The 15955-nt window shown below is 50.0% G+C and carries 12 protein-coding genes; 4 read left to right on the top strand and 8 right to left on the bottom strand.

Features of this window, described 5'->3' with window-relative positions:
* Nucleotides 1-327: 327 nt before the first annotated feature.
* Genes ACWKXX_RS08630 through ACWKXX_RS08620 form a run of 3 tightly spaced genes read right to left on the bottom strand, consistent with a single transcriptional unit; the run spans nucleotide 328 to nucleotide 1437 of the window.
* Nucleotides 328-690 (bottom strand): hypothetical protein, encoded by a 363-nt coding sequence (locus ACWKXX_RS08630; RefSeq protein WP_032654025.1) that lies wholly within the window; start codon nucleotides 688-690, stop codon nucleotides 328-330.
* Nucleotides 687-1226 carry a lysozyme gene (locus ACWKXX_RS08625; RefSeq protein WP_032654028.1) on the bottom strand — a complete coding sequence of 180 codons (540 nt, stop codon included), beginning with the start codon at nucleotides 1224-1226 and terminating at the stop codon, nucleotides 687-689. Before ACWKXX_RS08625 ends, ACWKXX_RS08630 begins: the two co-directional genes overlap by 4 nt.
* Nucleotides 1207-1437 (bottom strand): class II holin family protein, encoded by a 231-nt coding sequence (locus ACWKXX_RS08620; protein WP_015571338.1) that lies wholly within the window; start codon nucleotides 1435-1437, stop codon nucleotides 1207-1209. The genes ACWKXX_RS08625 and ACWKXX_RS08620 overlap by 20 nt, the downstream gene beginning before the upstream one ends.
* Before the next feature lie 149 nt (nucleotides 1438-1586).
* On the opposite strand from ACWKXX_RS08620, the gene ACWKXX_RS08615 reads away from it, so the two are divergent.
* The 4 genes from ACWKXX_RS08615 to ACWKXX_RS08600 all read left to right on the top strand — a co-directional run bounded on the left by ACWKXX_RS08615 (nucleotide 1587) and on the right by ACWKXX_RS08600 (nucleotide 6005).
* Nucleotides 1587-1949: a GtrA family protein gene (locus ACWKXX_RS08615; RefSeq protein WP_032648602.1), complete on the top strand. Its 363-nt coding sequence runs from the start codon at nucleotides 1587-1589 to the stop codon at nucleotides 1947-1949.
* Nucleotides 1946-2875, top strand: coding sequence for a glycosyltransferase family 2 protein (locus tag ACWKXX_RS08610; protein ID WP_032654030.1), 930 nt, complete (start codon nucleotides 1946-1948; stop codon nucleotides 2873-2875). Before ACWKXX_RS08615 ends, ACWKXX_RS08610 begins: the two co-directional genes overlap by 4 nt.
* Nucleotides 2868-4337 (top strand): glucosyltransferase domain-containing protein, encoded by a 1470-nt coding sequence (locus tag ACWKXX_RS08605; RefSeq protein WP_032654033.1) that lies wholly within the window; start codon nucleotides 2868-2870, stop codon nucleotides 4335-4337. The genes ACWKXX_RS08610 and ACWKXX_RS08605 overlap by 8 nt, the downstream gene beginning before the upstream one ends.
* Before the next feature lie 462 nt (nucleotides 4338-4799).
* Nucleotides 4800-6005: an O-antigen ligase family protein gene (locus tag ACWKXX_RS08600; protein ID WP_063613301.1), complete on the top strand. Its 1206-nt coding sequence runs from the start codon at nucleotides 4800-4802 to the stop codon at nucleotides 6003-6005.
* Nucleotides 6006-6033: 28 nt separating this feature from the next.
* On the opposite strand, the gene ACWKXX_RS08595 is transcribed toward ACWKXX_RS08600, so the two are convergent.
* The 5 genes from ACWKXX_RS08595 to ACWKXX_RS08575 form a co-directional block, all read right to left on the bottom strand.
* Nucleotides 6034-8322 carry a phage tail fiber domain-containing protein gene (locus ACWKXX_RS08595; protein WP_050597042.1) on the bottom strand — a complete coding sequence of 763 codons (2289 nt, stop codon included), beginning with the start codon at nucleotides 8320-8322 and terminating at the stop codon, nucleotides 6034-6036.
* 20 nt (nucleotides 8323-8342) lie between these two features.
* Nucleotides 8343-9953, bottom strand: a complete 1611-nt coding sequence (terL, locus tag ACWKXX_RS08590; RefSeq protein WP_032654039.1) for a phage terminase large subunit — start codon at nucleotides 9951-9953, stop codon at nucleotides 8343-8345.
* Nucleotides 9950-10291 carry a hypothetical protein gene (locus ACWKXX_RS08585; RefSeq protein WP_032654043.1) on the bottom strand — a complete coding sequence of 114 codons (342 nt, stop codon included), beginning with the start codon at nucleotides 10289-10291 and terminating at the stop codon, nucleotides 9950-9952. Before ACWKXX_RS08585 ends, terL begins: the two co-directional genes overlap by 4 nt.
* A gap of 64 nt (nucleotides 10292-10355) precedes the next feature.
* Nucleotides 10356-13247 carry a hypothetical protein gene (locus ACWKXX_RS08580; RefSeq protein ID WP_032654047.1) on the bottom strand — a complete coding sequence of 964 codons (2892 nt, stop codon included), beginning with the start codon at nucleotides 13245-13247 and terminating at the stop codon, nucleotides 10356-10358.
* On the bottom strand, nucleotides 13247-15955 hold the full coding sequence (locus ACWKXX_RS08575) for a transglycosylase SLT domain-containing protein (protein WP_032654050.1): 2709 nt from the start codon (nucleotides 15953-15955) through the stop codon (nucleotides 13247-13249). The genes ACWKXX_RS08580 and ACWKXX_RS08575 overlap by 1 nt, the downstream gene beginning before the upstream one ends.

Below are 15955 nucleotides of genomic sequence, written 5' to 3'. Positions count from 1 at the left end.
TTGATTATTCTGCTTTTTCCCATGGTAGCCGGAGTGGGACTTGAACCCACACAGCGCGAACGCCGAGGGATTTTAAATTGGTTGTTAAAACCAATAAAATCAGTAGATTATAAAAATATTCCGAACATAGACCCAAATATATACGCCTTAAATACATGCACTTACAACCTCTCCGGCACCAATCTTCGGAATGATTAGTGAATAAGAGTGCGTTATTCCGTAGCCCTGTACCAAGCTTGCCAACGATATTTATCCAGCCGTAACTGCCGCAGGCATTCCGCTGTTTCGATGTCTGCTTGCAGATCTTCGTCGCTGTCTGTTCCTGCTTTACTCGCTCCCTTGCATGGCTCCTGCATCAAATCCGCTGATGGAGTTGGCCGCATCGAGGGCTCGCTGCCGCAGCTGCACAGCGTGATCGTCAAAATCGCACTTAGTATGATTCGGGTCGTTAGCATATTTCACCACATCTCGGTAAATGGTCCGGTAAATCACTTTACCTTCTGCGCTGGCCGCTGCCGCTTTCTGCTCACTACTGGCGACGGCTTTCTCAGCCTTTTTGTTTTTCGCTGCATGCTCACTGTTTACCTTTTCGCTATGGGCGTACCAGCCTTTCAGATAACCCGCGTAAAAGGTAACAGCGAAAAGGGCCAGCAGAACGGCCAGCGCTAACAGCTTTGCTTTAATGGTCACTGGTCTATCCCCCAGCACGCAAGTGCGCTTTCCTGATCCCGGCGTACAACCTGACCATAGCAGCCATTCTCCTGGCCTTTTGTCAGTCGACAGTCGCGGCCACCGTCTCTAATCCACCAGCGGATCGACTCGCAGGCCCCTTTGCGGTCACCGGCATTGATGCGCTTATAGAACGTTGATGGGAAGCATTTACCGGGGCCGATATTGTACGGGCAGAACGAAGCAATACCGGCTTTCTGTGGTTCGGTCAGCGGCACCTTTATATTTCGTTCTACCCAAGCCAGCGCCTTATTACGTTCAATGGAGTTTACCTGGTCGCATTTCGCCTGGGTCAGCCTCATGCCCTGCACCACCGGTTTACCATCCACCATTGTGGCACCACGACAAATAGTCCAGACCCCACCGCCGTCTTTGTAAGCTGTGAGGCTGTTTCCCTCTTTTTCATTCAGAAACTGATCGAGGATGACGGAAGCAGGCGCCCCGGCAAGGATCAGTCCGAGAACTGCGGCGCTGAATTTAGTCTTGCTGGTAGCCATTATCTCTGGCCTCTTTTCGACGATCGTCTTTGATTTTGAAATACAGGTTGGTCAGATACGTCAGTAAACCAAAGAGAATACTTGCAAGAACGCCGATTGCAGCCCACTGGCTGGGGCTCACTTTATCGAGTAGTTGCAACAGCCAGTACCCAAAGCTGCCAATAGATGTGCCGTAGGATAGTCCTGCCGCTACGTCTGATAGGTTGTTCATCCTCATGCCTCACCCCCTGTGGGGAAAATATTTGTGTGAGCCGAGGGTAAGCGTGGAGACCGGTCGGAATCCCGACCATATAGAGGAGGTCGATTAGGTTAGTGACAAGTGCTAAACTCTTTGCCTTTCAGAATAGACTGATTCTCATAATGTTAAAGCTCTTCGCTAAGTACACATCGATCGGTGTCATAAACACGCTCATTCACTGGGTTGTGTTCGCTATTTGCATATATGCGTTTCACACAGGCCAGGCACTTGGCAACTTCGCCGGGTTCGTCGTGGCGGTGTCATTCAGCTTCTTTGCAAACGCCAGGTTCACGTTCAAGTCTTCCACCACAACCATGCGTTACATGCTTTACGTTGGGTTCATGGGCTCGCTGAGCGCGGCTGTTGGTTGGGCTGCCGATAAGTCCGGCATGGCTCCGATCGTAACTCTCATTCTTTTCTCCGCCATCAGTCTGGTGTGCGGTTTTATTTATTCAAAGTTCATTGTCTTTAGGGATGCGAAATGAAAATTTCTCTGGTCGTTCCCGTCTTTAACGAAGAAGACGCGATACCTATTTTTTATAAAACTGTTCGGGAATTTGAAGGGCTTCAGAAGCATGAGGTTGAGATAGTTTTCATTAATGACGGCAGTAAAGACGCGACAGAATCAATTATCAACGCGCTTGCTGTTGCCGATCCGCTTGTTGTTCCACTGTCATTCACTCGTAACTTTGGGAAAGAACCCGCTCTTTTCGCCGGGCTTGACCACGCGACCGGTGAAGCGATTATCCCGATCGACGTAGACTTGCAGGACCCTATCGAAGTCATTCCTCACCTGATAGAGAAATGGCAAGCCGGGGCTGATATGGTTCTGGCTAAACGCTCTGATCGCTCAACAGATGGCCGACTGAAGCGCAAGACGGCTGAGTGGTTCTATAAGCTGCACAACAAGATCAGCAATCCGAAGATTGAAGAAAACGTTGGTGACTTCCGTCTCATGTCTCGTGAGGTTGTAGAAAATATTAAGCTTTTACCTGAGCGTAACCTTTTCATGAAAGGTGTCTTGTCATGGGTTGGTGGTCGCACTGATGTAGTCGAGTACGCCCGTGCCGAGCGTGTTGCAGGCAGCACGAAGTTTAACGGCTGGAAGTTGTGGAACCTGGCGCTTGAAGGGATCACAAGCTTCTCTACATTCCCTCTGCGTATGTGGACTTACATCGGCCTGTTTGTTGCTGGGGTGGCATTCCTTTACGGCGCGTGGATGATTTTCGACACTTTGGTGTTCGGTAATGCTGTCCGTGGATATCCATCTTTACTGGTATCTATTCTTTTCCTTGGCGGCATTCAGTTGATCGGTATCGGCGTACTTGGAGAATACATTGGCAGGATATATGTTGAAGTGAAAAATCGTCCAAGATATGTGCTTAAAAACAAGGGCAAGAAAGATGATTGAACAGTTCTTCAGCAGATACAAAATTGCGTACATTGCAGGATTAGTGTACATCCTTCCTATCATTATTGCAGGACGTATGTTTAATGATGATATAGGAAGGGCAACGGAGGGTTATACTAAATGGGGTGTAAACGGAAGGCCACTAAGTGACTGGATTATGGAGGGTCTAAGCTTTGGATTCCCTATAAGTAACCTTTCCCCTTTCACCATAATTATTGCAATGCTAATTACTGTGCTCTGCGGCGCTCTACTTGCTGAGCACTTTGGTGTTGAGGATAAAGCAAAAAGAAACATACTGGCTTTTTCTTTTATTATATCTCCGTTTTATTTAGAGAATCTTTCTTATCAGTTCGATTCTCTGCCTATGGCTTTATCATTATTATTCGCATCTCTTGCGTTCACAATCCCAGGAAAGTTCAGACCTTTAGCTGGCTGTGCAGTTGGCACCGTCTTGCTGATTGGCACCATGTGTCTTTATCAGCCATCTATAAATGTGTACATCATACTAGTTTGTTTTGCTGCAATACTAGCAGGAATAAATAGCGAAGGTCGCATTTTACTTACCGCTTTATACAAAGCCATATCATTACTTGTAGCTCAGGTGATTTACTCTTTAGCAATTGTACCTGCCTTTATCGAGGGTGATTACAACACAAATCACAGTATTATGATTACTGAAAAACCAGATCCGATAGGTCTGCTTTTTAGTAATGCTCAAGCATTTTACGATAGAGTATTAAACTCACTAGATACAACGGCATACGTGATAGCAGTTGCTCTGGTAGTATTGCTATTAGTGATATGGATAAAGTCTTTATTTACACACAATAACAATAAAAACAAATTAAACCTTGCGTTTGATAAGTTAACTATACTCATTGCATTTCCAGTTATTTTTATATGCATAGCTGGCCCCTTACTATTACTCTATAAACCAGTGACAAACCCCCGCGTATTGCTTGGCGTTAATGCCATAGTATTCATTGGGGTATTTTGTGCGATATATTTCTTAAGCCGATACTGGAAATTCCTGATGATTGTCCCGGTGGTTTACGCTTTCTCACTTTCCGCAGCGTATGGGAATGCTTCAACCATGCAAAAAAGGCTTGATGAATATCGGGCAATAGTAATTGCCAAAGATATTAACAATTTAAATAAACCATTTAAGAATCTTGTTTTTATAGGCATGCCTGAGCTTTCCAAGGTGTCTAATAAATATGCAGACAACTTCCCTGTCATTCGTCAACTGATTACCCCATCCATAAGAGAGAACTGGGTTTTCGCAAACTACTTCATGCGGCAGTATGGGATCTATCTCAACTATATTCATATAAGCAAAGGAAGAGCAACCAGAGATGCTTTATGCAAACAAGGTGTATTAATTGCTAATGATGACTATTTTGTTATGCACAATTCAGACGCGGTAATAATAGACTTTACAAAATGTAAAGACGTGAACTAACTTAGTCGAAGGCCGATACTTTTCGGCCTTCCTTAATTTTATTAGGTTCATAAATTTAATTTGTCACCATTAAATGCAGTGATGATGGCTTGTTTTTTATCATTAGCAATACCAATCAATGGTCATAAGTTATACAATTTGAAACCGTTCTCTTTTTGCTGGTGATACATACAGTGAATCTTACTCGCCCTTCTGAATAAGTGAACTTTCCTAAACATGTGATAAACTGCTTTTTTGAGGAGAAGAAGATGGAGTGGCTAATCATCATGATAGTTGTGCTTTTCGTCTTTGCACTACCCGGTACTGACATATGAAAGAAGGGATTAACCTCCCAAGAGTTTTGGGTGTCTCAATGGTATGCTTGCTTGTCACTGGATCTGTGGATAACAAGTGGGTAGTGGCTATCTTTTTACTGCTCATAGCAGCCTGGCTAACACTAGAAATCTATCTTAAGAATAAAAAATGCGATTAATTCTTATACTAATTCTCTGCCTTTCTGTACCGGTAGACATGCTGAATGGGTGGCTATCTTATGAGCGAGACATAGGGTTTGTGTCCCCTCTCTATAAAGCTGCTGTATTAGGTCTGTGCCTTTTGCTGCTCGCGGCAACCAGAATCAAACGGTTTTTGTTCTATTCATTTTTTATGCTTATCCTGTGCCTTGGTCCGATACTCGGCTATACTACTTTTGAACTCAATGAGTTCCCGGTAGAAACTGTGCAGATAGCAATTCGATGCCTGCTAATGTTTGTCGTTTATGACACCCTCTCGGCACTGAGAGTTTCTCACAGGATGGCCGCGTTGGGAGCAGTTTCAGCGCTAGGGTTTACGCTTCTCAATTTCCTTATGGCGCAAATGGGTTACGGTTATTCTGCATATGGAGACGCCGCCCTAAGTGATGCTTACGCTGAATACTCTGTCGGCGCTAAAGGGTTCTTCTTTGCTGGAAATGAAGTAAGCATTTTGCTTATGTTCCTTGCTGCATTTGTTTCACTTTATTTCTATAGATACTTTTGGACTTTCTTCCTGCTTGTTGCATTGCTTGGATGCAGCATACTCCTTTCAACAAAAACAGCTATGATTGCTTCTCTCGCAATGGTAGCTGTATGGTTCTTTGTTAGATACCGTTCACTTTCTGTAAAGTACCTTATACCTGCCGCCATTATCGCAGTGTTCGCGCTGGTTTTCATAATCAACCCAGACATAACACTGAGTGGAGCTAAATGGACTCAATTCGTTTATATATATGAGAATGGCGGAATTACTCGATTAATATTCTCAGGAAGGGATGAGTTTGTAGACGCGGCGTGGAGAATGATTCAAGGAAACTCCGCATTTATTACTGGTGAATATTTCTTCGGTTTTACCAAAGAATATCTTGAGTTTCAGAGAATAAAATCATCGGTAGAAATAGATCTGATTGATATGTACCTGTGGTTTGGCGTAGCCGGTGTCGTTTTCTTCTTCTACTATATGAAGTTTGTGTGGTCAAAAGTAAAATATGGATGCTATGAGACTCGCATGTCCAGACTCATATCACTTTGCTTCTTTACCATGATATTCTTCGTATCATTCTTCTCTGGTCACGTTGTTTACTCGGGAACGGCAGCGATCCCTGCTGCATTGTGTCTGTATGCCATTTATCAAAAAATGATGTCTCACAAATAAAAGAAGGCGGCATTAGCCGCCTTTTCTTTTACACCATCAACTGGAATGTTGGTGCTGTTCCAGAGAAATCTCCGGACTGTGTACATACCCAGCCTAGTTTCACTGATGTTCCAGGTGTGATGATGAATATTTTATCCCCGCTGTACCACTTACCTGCTGTTGGTACTGCTGCGGCATGGAAGATTCGGCAGTTAGCAGAGATAGCGCTGCTGATATATGGACCTGCGTTAACCTGCACGGCCTGGCCCACAGCAAAGTCTATCGTGTCGTTTCCAATATTAGTCATTCTCACCGTCGCCGTGGTTGACCTGTAATTCTGATACCCAACCTGAGAGCCAGCGAACTGAGCTGTAGAAGGCAGAGAGAAGTAAGCAATGCTTGCTGATGTGAGTGTCCCTGTGGTGTCATTGAAATCTATCGTCCAGTTACCCAACTGGATCCTTGAGCACCCTGCAAAATCCGCCATGCCAAGATATGAGCCGGTTACGTAATTTACCCGTAGATTTACATCGCCAATATACAGATCAGTCACACCTTGCGTAATGGAGAACATAGAGTGAAGAATGCTCGCAGTAACTCCAGCAAGTACACATGCCCCTTCAATGCGGCCTATCCTGATTGTGCTGCTCACGTTATCAGGTCGGCTACGCAGAATTGGCATAATAGATGAACTTAGGGTGTTGTCGATATACAAGGCATCGATGCGCATGGTTCCACTGTACGAGTATGTAATGCCATATCCAGAGCACTCTCTGATACGCAGAACCCCTATGTTTACTATACCGCCAGCATTTACAACGGGCTCGCCTAATCCGTTATCAACAACCATTTCAGAGATCGAAACGCGACTACCCTCGAGGCAGTAAATTCCATTATCGTGGATCAACCTGGCAGTGATAACACCGAATACCGTTTCAGTGGTGGCTGCGACGATTACCCCACCTTGACTGTCATAGATATTAACATCTGGGTAGTTTCCTCGCTGAGTTGTAGCACCTACGGTGAATGCAGCAGGCTGCGGATCAACGCCAGTATCCCCCTTCTGAATATTACGAATAATGGCAGAAATGGTGTTTCTTATTCCTTCATCCGTTACTGCGTTCTGGAGGCCATAAGTCGTTCTGTTAGCACCATAGATATTCGAAACCTTGATGCGACCAACAGTGTCTGTACCCTGGTTGATAAAACCACCAGCGCCGAAATTCTGCATGTCGATATCGATGTCATAAGTTACATTCGCTCCAGTCAATGTCAGGAGCGTACGACCGTATGCCGTGGAAAAATCAGCAGTAGAGGCTTTCATTCTCCCGGTCAGGCTGAATCGACTTGAAGGGATGCTAACGACATTATAATTCTCCCCCATCATTTTCACGTCAAGACCAGAGGCGCATGCTTTCAACAGGCGTGCAGAGTTGTCAGATCCTGTATTCCCATCCCAGCATCCATATTCTTCTGTGCTGACCTGTTTATTTTTGACGCACCGCCGCCACACAGCTCCGCCGGACGTTTTGATATAAAGACCGCCATCTTCTACCAGCGTTCCGGGATTAACACTGCGGAAGAAGCCCCCACCACCAAATTTGTCTGAGTAGTAATTTTTGACCCTTATTAACTGTCCGAGTGTTGTTGGTTCAATCGACCGTAAAGTCGAGATATCTGGACACTCTCCGATATATTTGTAGCCATCACTTGCAGCTAGTTGCAACATGACATCTGAGGCAGACCCCGATGGCGGCGATACGAATACTGGATCGCCGGCGCTGTTGAACCCCAGCAGCTTATTTGCTCGATGTTCCGCGGGTGCAAGTGTTGGAATGGAGCTTTCAGGGACACGCAGCGCACGAACAAGACTCACATTATCAATGTAACGTTTTGTCGCAGCATCTTGCGGATTAACCGGATCGGCAAGCTTCTCAATCCGGTAACCTTCTGCGTTAAACGGCCCTCCAAGCAATGGGCGACGTAATGCCAGACCAAGGTAGATAAAGGAACGCTGGATAGCCATCCACAGACGGTCAAAGTCCTTGTTTACCGTATCGGCCAGCAGGTCACCGTTATCCTGGTAATCGGTCAAACGGTAAGTCGGGACCACTCGTTCCAGCATCACTACTGTACCCGCAGCAGGTGGAGTAATGAAAATCACATCTCCGCCTGTTACATTACCAACGCCGGAAACGCTGTAACCGCTTGAAACTGGTGTACCGTTTATGGAGACCTGAATATCCCCAGCATTAATGATGTAAAACTCGAAGGGAAAAACGGTCGTCAGGCCGTTGGCATTATAAATTATATAAGGTGTCTGGTTAGGGACCGACATGATGCGAAACCTCTGGCAGGTTAGTAATCGACGTCGACCAGATGATCTCCGTCACTTAACTGCCAATCTTCGCGCGCATGCCCGGTCGGAATCCCGACCACTTTCCCGATACGTACAGGGGTCTGACTTATTGCACCAGCGCCGGAATCAATGAAGTCGTCCGGCTGGTTGGTCAGCGCAGGATTAAAGTCACGCATCTGGCCATAGACAGGACCGTCGAGCACATCGGTATGCGCCCAGAGGAACCGAGAAGACAGGGGCGCTTCAAACGCATCGAGGATGCGTTTCTGCTTGTTGGTGATACTGAATTCTTCTCGTACGCCGCAGCCGGTACCCTTAAGCGCCTGACGAATCAATTTGCCCGCGAAGCTGCCGGGGCCGTTCACCTCAACGCACACAACCGGGATCTGATATTTGAGTACCAGTTCTTTGATCTGCGCCACCTGGCCGCCAGTGATTTTGTCGTTATCGTCAAACTCTGCCAGCTCCCCGGTAAGCTCCTGGCATATGTGCCAGTACAAATGCCCTCTCGCATCCGTCAGCATCAGCGAGAACGCCGAAGCATCCGCTTTAACTTTACCTGTGGCCACATCCCACCAGGCTACAGCACCGACGATTTGCACGTTACCCAGCCATAGCGAGGCCGTACGGTTCGCATAGCGGATCTGCGGATGGATGTTGTACTCGCGAATTCGGTCTGGATCGAGACGAACGTCGCCGACGGGTTTACTGTGCAGCTGATACTGGCTGTCCCACTCGTTAATCGTGCGCGTTTCTTTGCGGCGATTCTCCATTTCATCGCGCGTGAATCGCTCAGGCCAGGCGCAATCTGCATAGAAATCAATAACGGTGTCGGGCGCGGTGGCAAATTCAACCCCGCTTGCCGTAATTTTGTAGTCGACATCTTCCACCAGCAGGCGGGCACTTTTATGGATCCCGGCGAAAACATATTCCGGCCGGAAAGATAAGCTGTATCGCAGCTGCGTAGCGTCTTTGGCCTCAACGCGTTTTTCTTTCTCAAATAGCCGGATGGTCAAGCAGTCAGCGCCCATAGACTCAACCTCATCGTAAAGGCTGTCATGCGTATGCGGCGTACCAATGTAGAGTTTGCGGCCACCGGGGATCAGGATGTGCGTTTGTTCACCCAGGCGATAGCGCAGCTTTTCACGCGCTTCTGGCGTCTGGATATTGCGGGGTACTTCTACATCATCGTTCTGGCATTCGTTGGCACGGGCGGATGTAACGTTAGACAGAATGCCTTTGGCATACATGCTGCCGTTACGTAAATCCAGCGCACCGTTGACCCACCACTGCTCTACCGTCCCCTGCCCGTCCGGTAGCATTCCTTTCGTCAGCGGATGATTACGTAAAACGTTCTGCGTATCGCGGCTGGTTTTATACGCAGTACCATCGGATTCAGACTGATGCAAAATGCGATACTGCCGATCGCAGTAATACCGCCAGGCGTTATAGACCGCGAGAATTGTCGATTTGCCGAACCCACGGAAACAGCGAAGCACCGCGAGATTACCGCGATGCTCCAGCCAGTGGCAGGCTTTATAGTGACAGTCCGGTACATTCCACTGCATCCGTTCCGCCCACATCAGAAAGAAGGCGAGGAAGGAGATCATTTTTTGCCTTTCTGGAGACGCTCGATAATAGCGGCTGCTTCACGCTCAGCCTTCGATACCTGCTGGCCCAGCGCAAAAGCTTCATCATCCTGACCAGGATTATCAGTTGGCGTACCTCCGCGCGTCTGCATGCCGATAAGGGAGTGAACCTTAATCAACAGCGTCAGCGATGCGGCTGCGTTCTTCTTGTCCCAGTAGCGGTCGCCGCGCTCGTCTTTCGTCAGTTCGCTCGGTTTCTTCCCTGCCCCCGGCCAGTTATCCGGATCGGCTTCTTCGAGCACCATATCGGTGAGTTTATCGCTCAGCGCGGTAAGGCGTGTTTTGTAATCCTGATGCATAAAAAAGCCCCATAGTGAATACAGGGCAATGATGTAACAGACAAGAGGTCGGAATCCCGACCGATTACCGCATACCAGGGTCAACCTGATTTATCAGAGGAGCAATCCAGAAGAGGTTATTACCCGGCAACAGCGTACGTACGTTGTGCAGAACCCGATCGCCAGCATCGCCATTGAGCACGCCAGCTGTCACATCGGTAATGGTATCGAGAAGGCCAAACGTCGGACCCAATGCAGAGCCGATAAAACCTCGACTGGCATAACGTGACTGTGTGCCGGTACCGAGCAAAGCACCCAGCCCCACCATACCGCCGGAGGCCTTTTCCGCCATATTGTTATATTCCATCAGCGGGCCAAGAATACCGGAGCGGTCAACACCTTCCAGTACCAGTTTATTCGGCGACCAGTCTACCTCTTTACCGTTTGCAGTCTGTTTAAGCGCGTACGTCAGCGCGCCGAGACCAATCTGAAAAGCGGTACCGTAATAAAACTGCCCGGTTCCTTCTTGCAGGCCGCCCAGTGTGGCACGGTTATAGGATGCGGTAGCGAACGATTTAAACTGGAAGATGGTTTTACCGAGCGGCGTGCTGGCCCATAGTGGTGTATCACCTATCCCCGGCGTGATAACAGTGTTATTAACGTCTTTGAGTACCGCCGACTGAAAAACGCCAGCCACGTGCTGATCATCCCATTTCTCGAAATTACCGATATGCCAGCCGTTGATGACTTCACCGTGCTTCTCGAACTCGCTGCGGATACGCGCGGCCATGTTGTCGTTAATACCAAGCTTCGCCAGACGACGGCCAGCGAACGCGCCGGAGAGAATGCCGTCGGACGTGATCATGCCGTTTACCGATTTGTTCATATCATCGAAGTGGCCCATCAGCGTGAGCTTGCCGAACGCATCAGTAACGCGCTCCATTCCCGCTTCTACCGCCGTAGTGCGGGCAGAACTGTCTACCAGGTCACCCATCGTACGCGCACGAGTATGCAGGATAGTTTCCAGCCCGACGGCCATTTTTAACTGTTCGGCGCGGCTGGCCTTGAATGCTGGCGACCGGCTGATTAGCGCTGAGTAACCGCGCATGGTATTGCCAAAGCCATTAACCATCACACCGCGCGCGAGATCAGGAATAGCGGAAACGGTCATACCGCCCAGCTTGGTTACAAAGCTAGCGCTGCGCAGAAACGCACCAGCGCGCACAAAAAATGATGATGGATCGTCCGGCATGCCGTAGGTACCCGCCAGGCGGTCGCGCAGCGCTGTGATGTCGCGGATATCGTTATCGCGGGCTTTCGCCAGTTTCGCCTGGTCTTTGGGATTCTGGCGCATCAGCGCATCGTATTCGTCCTGAATATCCTTGAGCTGCTTCTCCAGTGATTTATTACCGAATGCGCGCGTCAGCTCCACCTCTGCCGACGCCTCGCGAATATGCCGTTGCAGCACATAGTTGGCGTCGCTCTCCAGATAATCTTTCATCAGGCGATCGGGAACGCTGAGCGTACGCGACCGGGTGCTGCCTGCCGCTTTCACCATAAAGACGTTTGCGAAATCCTGCGGGATTTTTGCGCCGACGATTTTATTGATCGTGGCATCAGCTGTAATTTCCGCCTCTTCGCGGGACATGGTTTTCTCACCGCGCGACCACCAGTCGACCAGCATGTCGCGAAATTTATCGCGCTCGTTAACGATTTTGCCGACTCTGTACACGCGCGGGAAATAACTCTCCTGGCCGATGGCTTTCAGCTCCTCGTCAGGCGGCAGCAGGCCCAGCTTTTGCTGCGCCACTTTCACCCGGTTAACCACGGTCCGCATCGCCTGTGCCGTTTCATGCACTACCGGATTAGCATGCACATCGCCGCTGCGCATGGCATTACCCACTTCTTCGCGGAACTGAGAAAAGCTCAGGTCACCACCGGTGGCTTTGTACTGGCTGTAGGCCTGCTTGTTTGTCACAACAACAGCGGCCTCTTCACGACGCCACCCACGAACGCGGGTTTCTGCGGCGACAGGTGTCTCGATGCCGCGGGCATTACCCTGAAGTGTATAATTATTCTCTGCCAGCTCAAGAGCCGTGCGGCGGGATGTCTTCGACGGTGACTCCATCAGGCGGGTGAACGGTGTCAGATAGCTACCTGCCTTTCGCGCCAGTTTACCGACCGGGCCACCAGCTGCCGGAGTGAGATCTTCGAGCGTGGCTTCGCTGATTCGTGCCGCGCCGACGCTACCACCTTCTGAAAGGGAAGCCGCTGCCGTATCCGTCGCTGACGTGATACTCATACTATCGAGCGCATCAGCCACTTCGCGCGTGGCCCTAGTGCGAACAGAAGGAGACAGCGCGGCGCCAGCCGCCGCAAATACACCGCTCATCAATGCACCCGCTGCGACGTGAGACGCGCTTTCGCCCCATGTGCGGGTTATTTGCTGGTTGTTAAGCGCAACCTCGCTCGCTGCTGTTGCAGCCGCACCGATTGCAGCCTGCGACGCAATACGAGCCACTGCGCCCCCCTGCGCCCCAGGGATGAACATCGAAGCTACTGTAACCGGGTCAACAACCCCGGCGGCAATGCTGGCGAGAACACCCTCCCCCCCGGCCTCGGAAAGTACCCGCCGATCCTCGTTTTCGTCGTCAATCTGCTGTTTCAGCCAGGCAGTTTCTTCTGGCGAACGGGAGTCGGCAAAAGCGGATCCCCATTGTTCATAGCCGTGCAGCTCGGTTTTATCAGCATAGGGGTTATACCCGTCTACAGGCTCAAACTGCTTCGCCGGGCGGAACATCTCGCCCAACAGGTTATTCTGACGAAATGCAGCGCTCCATACAGACGGCTCATCCTGCTGGGGGGCCGGGTTGGTACCCTCAGGCAACGGGACATCAAACCCGGAAGGCGCCGCCAGGACATTACCCGCCGGAGTGAATCCGTTATTCATTTCTTCATGAGTGGCGTATACCGGCATTATTCAGTGCTCCACGAAAAGTAATTTTTAACTCTGTCCATACGCTCGTTGTGCAGACGCTTATACTGTTCGTCGAGTGCGCGGTGTTTATCTTTGAACCCGCGTATATCCTGACCGCGTTGCAGCTCATTGCGATCATGTTCTTCACGCTCTTCCTGAATTTTTTTGTATGGCGCCCACTCTTCCAGTGACGGTTTCCAGCGCATCGGTCTGCCGTACGAATCGTAGAACGGCTGTACCGCCTCGATACCATCCTTATCTTTTGTACGCACCATGATGGCGTAATCGCCATTGCGGGCCGTCAGCACATCAGGAGTTATCTCCAGTTCTCCGCCAATACGCGATTCTGGCGTTTTACTGATAACAGGTGCAGCGCTTCCGGAGGTGATCCCGAGCTGCGTTGGGCTGGTGGAGATATCACCCTTGCGTTCGCCATACATCAGGCTCTCTTTTTCTTCTTTCCACTGCGCTGCCTGCCAGCCAGACGGTCCGTAGTTATAAAGTGCTTCCGGAGCATATTTCATAAGCTTAGCGCTGCCGTTCACCTCGCTGATACTCCATGTACGTGCGATCTGCTGGTTGGTCATTTTCTTCGCCGCATCCGCATTACCGCCGGTGGTGCGATAGTTGATGTCGTATAGCGACTGGTAATCGTTACGGAAACGTGCAGCCTCCGGCGTCTGGTCGTCGGCTGATGGATTTCCCCAGCTAAAGAAGCCAGACATACTGCTCACTGCGGAATCCATCGCTTTGCTGCGGTCTTTTTTGTACTCCTTGGTGCTCTGAGTTGATGCCAGTTGCGCTTTGAGCGCATCGGTCTGGTTGTAGGTCAGATTCTGCGCCTGCTCGATAGCGGTTTCGGACGCCATGCCAGAATCGGTAAGCTGCTTAACGGTGAGATAAAACCCTTGCATATCCTTTGGCATGTTGCCAACAGACGCAGGATCTGTGTCATAGAGACGATTAAATAACTCAGCACCCTGACGTACCGCCTCAGAGCTGCGCGAGCGGGATATCGCCGATAACTGGGTGGTTACCTGCGAAGGAATGATCCCGGTCTGGGCAACCTGCTGTACGATCCCGTCGTGGGTAGTGGCGTCGTTAATCCGGAAATTTTGCGCCGTTGGTGTTGCGTCAGCGGCTTTTTGCATAGATTTATTGGTAGGGTCGAGTTTCTCGCCCATAGACAGCGCTTCGTTAAAACGACGGGCATCACGCTGCGCCTGTATCGCTTCATTGCTTTTCTGCACCAGCGCGCCAAGTTTGCCGTATGCATCGAGTTTCAGCGCATAATCAGGGTCATTTGCCTGAGGCTTTAACCTCGCAATTTCTGACTGCTGCTGTTCTGGGGAAACGTACTGTATCGCCTGGAAGGTTTTGGCGTTGTTGATCGCAATATCGAGCTGCTTAACCGCCTTTGCCCCCTGCTCGCCATACGCAAACATGATGGAGGCTTTATCAGGCATAGCGTCCGGCACTTCACCGTTATACAGCTGTACCATTGTATTATTCAGAATTGGGTCTATTTGCTCGCGCAGGGCTGTACGCTGCTCCCGAATTTTCGACTCGGCGATATTATCGATTTTGTTGACAGACACCGGATCGAGTCCGGTTTTATTTTTACGGTACCGGGCCAGCCACCCGCGAGTTTCCGCAGGTAGCTGCCGAACAAAATCAGCCTCAGATATTTCGCCTTTACGTGGGTCCCCGGCTTTCGCGATCAGTTTGTCAACGTTGCCCATACCCCAGTTGTACGCAGCACCTGCCAGCGTTTCAGAGCCGTATTTACCATACAGCTGATTTGCGTAATCGCTTGCCAGCAGGGCATTTTGCTCTTCGTCTGCCGGGTTATATTCAATACCGCGCTTCGCCGCCAGCTCCTTACCTGTGTCCGGCATCAGCTGGTATTTTCCCTGCGCACCGGCAGAAGAAGTGATAATACTGCCGTCGGCATTAAAATGCTTACCGCCGGATTCAACTATCCCGATGGCGCGCATATCCAGCGCACCGGTATCTTTCACTGGAAAATCGCCATTTAACCAGCCCTGAGGATTGGTAACCGCATAATTCTGGGCTCGCTGGTCCGTAGCACGCAAATTTGCCTCAGAAACCGCCTGGTCAATTTGCTCCTGTGACCATCCTTGTGCCTGGCCATACAATGAAATCGAGTGCTGCCGGGCGCCGCGAATTAACGCAGCTGCCTGCGGGTCGTCAAACGCCCCCGCTTCCTGTTCAACGGACGATTTTACCGTCGCGTCGAGTTGCTGGCGCTGGGCCTGTTCGGTCTGGCTACGTTCAAAGCTGTTGTAGGTGCTGGCGCGGCGGATCTGACCAGCTTTCCATTGCGCATCGAAATACTGCAACTGGCTCTGTGGTACGCGTTTGCGGGCTTCTGCGTAGTCTGATGAATCCAGCTTGTCCATGTCCAGACCAACGCCAGACGACTTAAACCCCTGCCGGGTTACCAGCGCGCCGGTCTCCGGGTTCTCCCAGCGGTCGCTGGATTTCGCATCGAGATCGGTAAGTATCGCCTGGGTAGCAGCCACATCAGCTTTATCCTGCGTACGCTGCAAATCATCCACAGTCTGGCCCAGAGCAGCCCCCAGCCCAGCTACAGCGTTACCAATCTGGCCAACATTACTGACACCGACCCGGGTCGGATTAGCCTGCGGCGCAACGTTACCAAAATTACCCGTTGGAATTCTCAC

This window comes from Enterobacter sp. UPMP2061 (genome assembly GCF_053709615.1).
Note: the sequence above shows the minus strand (reverse complement) of the source record. Positions and strands in the feature narration are given on the sequence as shown.

Excerpts from the sequence above, each read along its gene's own strand:
- ACWKXX_RS08610 (WP_032654030.1), top strand. The coding sequence starts at position 1,946 with ATGAAAATTTCTCTGGTCGTTCCCGTCTTTAACGAAGAAGACGCGATA.
- ACWKXX_RS08580 (WP_032654047.1), bottom strand. The coding sequence starts at position 13,247 with ATGCCGGTATACGCCACTCATGAAGAAATGAATAACGGATTCACTCCG.
- ACWKXX_RS08605 (WP_032654033.1), top strand. The coding sequence starts at position 2,868 with ATGATTGAACAGTTCTTCAGCAGATACAAAATTGCGTACATTGCAGGA.
- ACWKXX_RS08620 (WP_015571338.1), bottom strand. The coding sequence starts at position 1,437 with ATGAACAACCTATCAGACGTAGCGGCAGGACTATCCTACGGCACATCT.
- ACWKXX_RS08585 (WP_032654043.1), bottom strand. The coding sequence starts at position 10,291 with ATGCATCAGGATTACAAAACACGCCTTACCGCGCTGAGCGATAAACTC.
- ACWKXX_RS08600 (WP_063613301.1), top strand. The coding sequence starts at position 4,800 with ATGCGATTAATTCTTATACTAATTCTCTGCCTTTCTGTACCGGTAGAC.
- ACWKXX_RS08615 (WP_032648602.1), top strand. The coding sequence starts at position 1,587 with ATGTTAAAGCTCTTCGCTAAGTACACATCGATCGGTGTCATAAACACG.
- terL (WP_032654039.1), bottom strand. The coding sequence starts at position 9,953 with ATGATCTCCTTCCTCGCCTTCTTTCTGATGTGGGCGGAACGGATGCAG.
- ACWKXX_RS08595 (WP_050597042.1), bottom strand. The coding sequence starts at position 8,322 with ATGTCGGTCCCTAACCAGACACCTTATATAATTTATAATGCCAACGGC.
- ACWKXX_RS08625 (WP_032654028.1), bottom strand. The coding sequence starts at position 1,226 with ATGGCTACCAGCAAGACTAAATTCAGCGCCGCAGTTCTCGGACTGATC.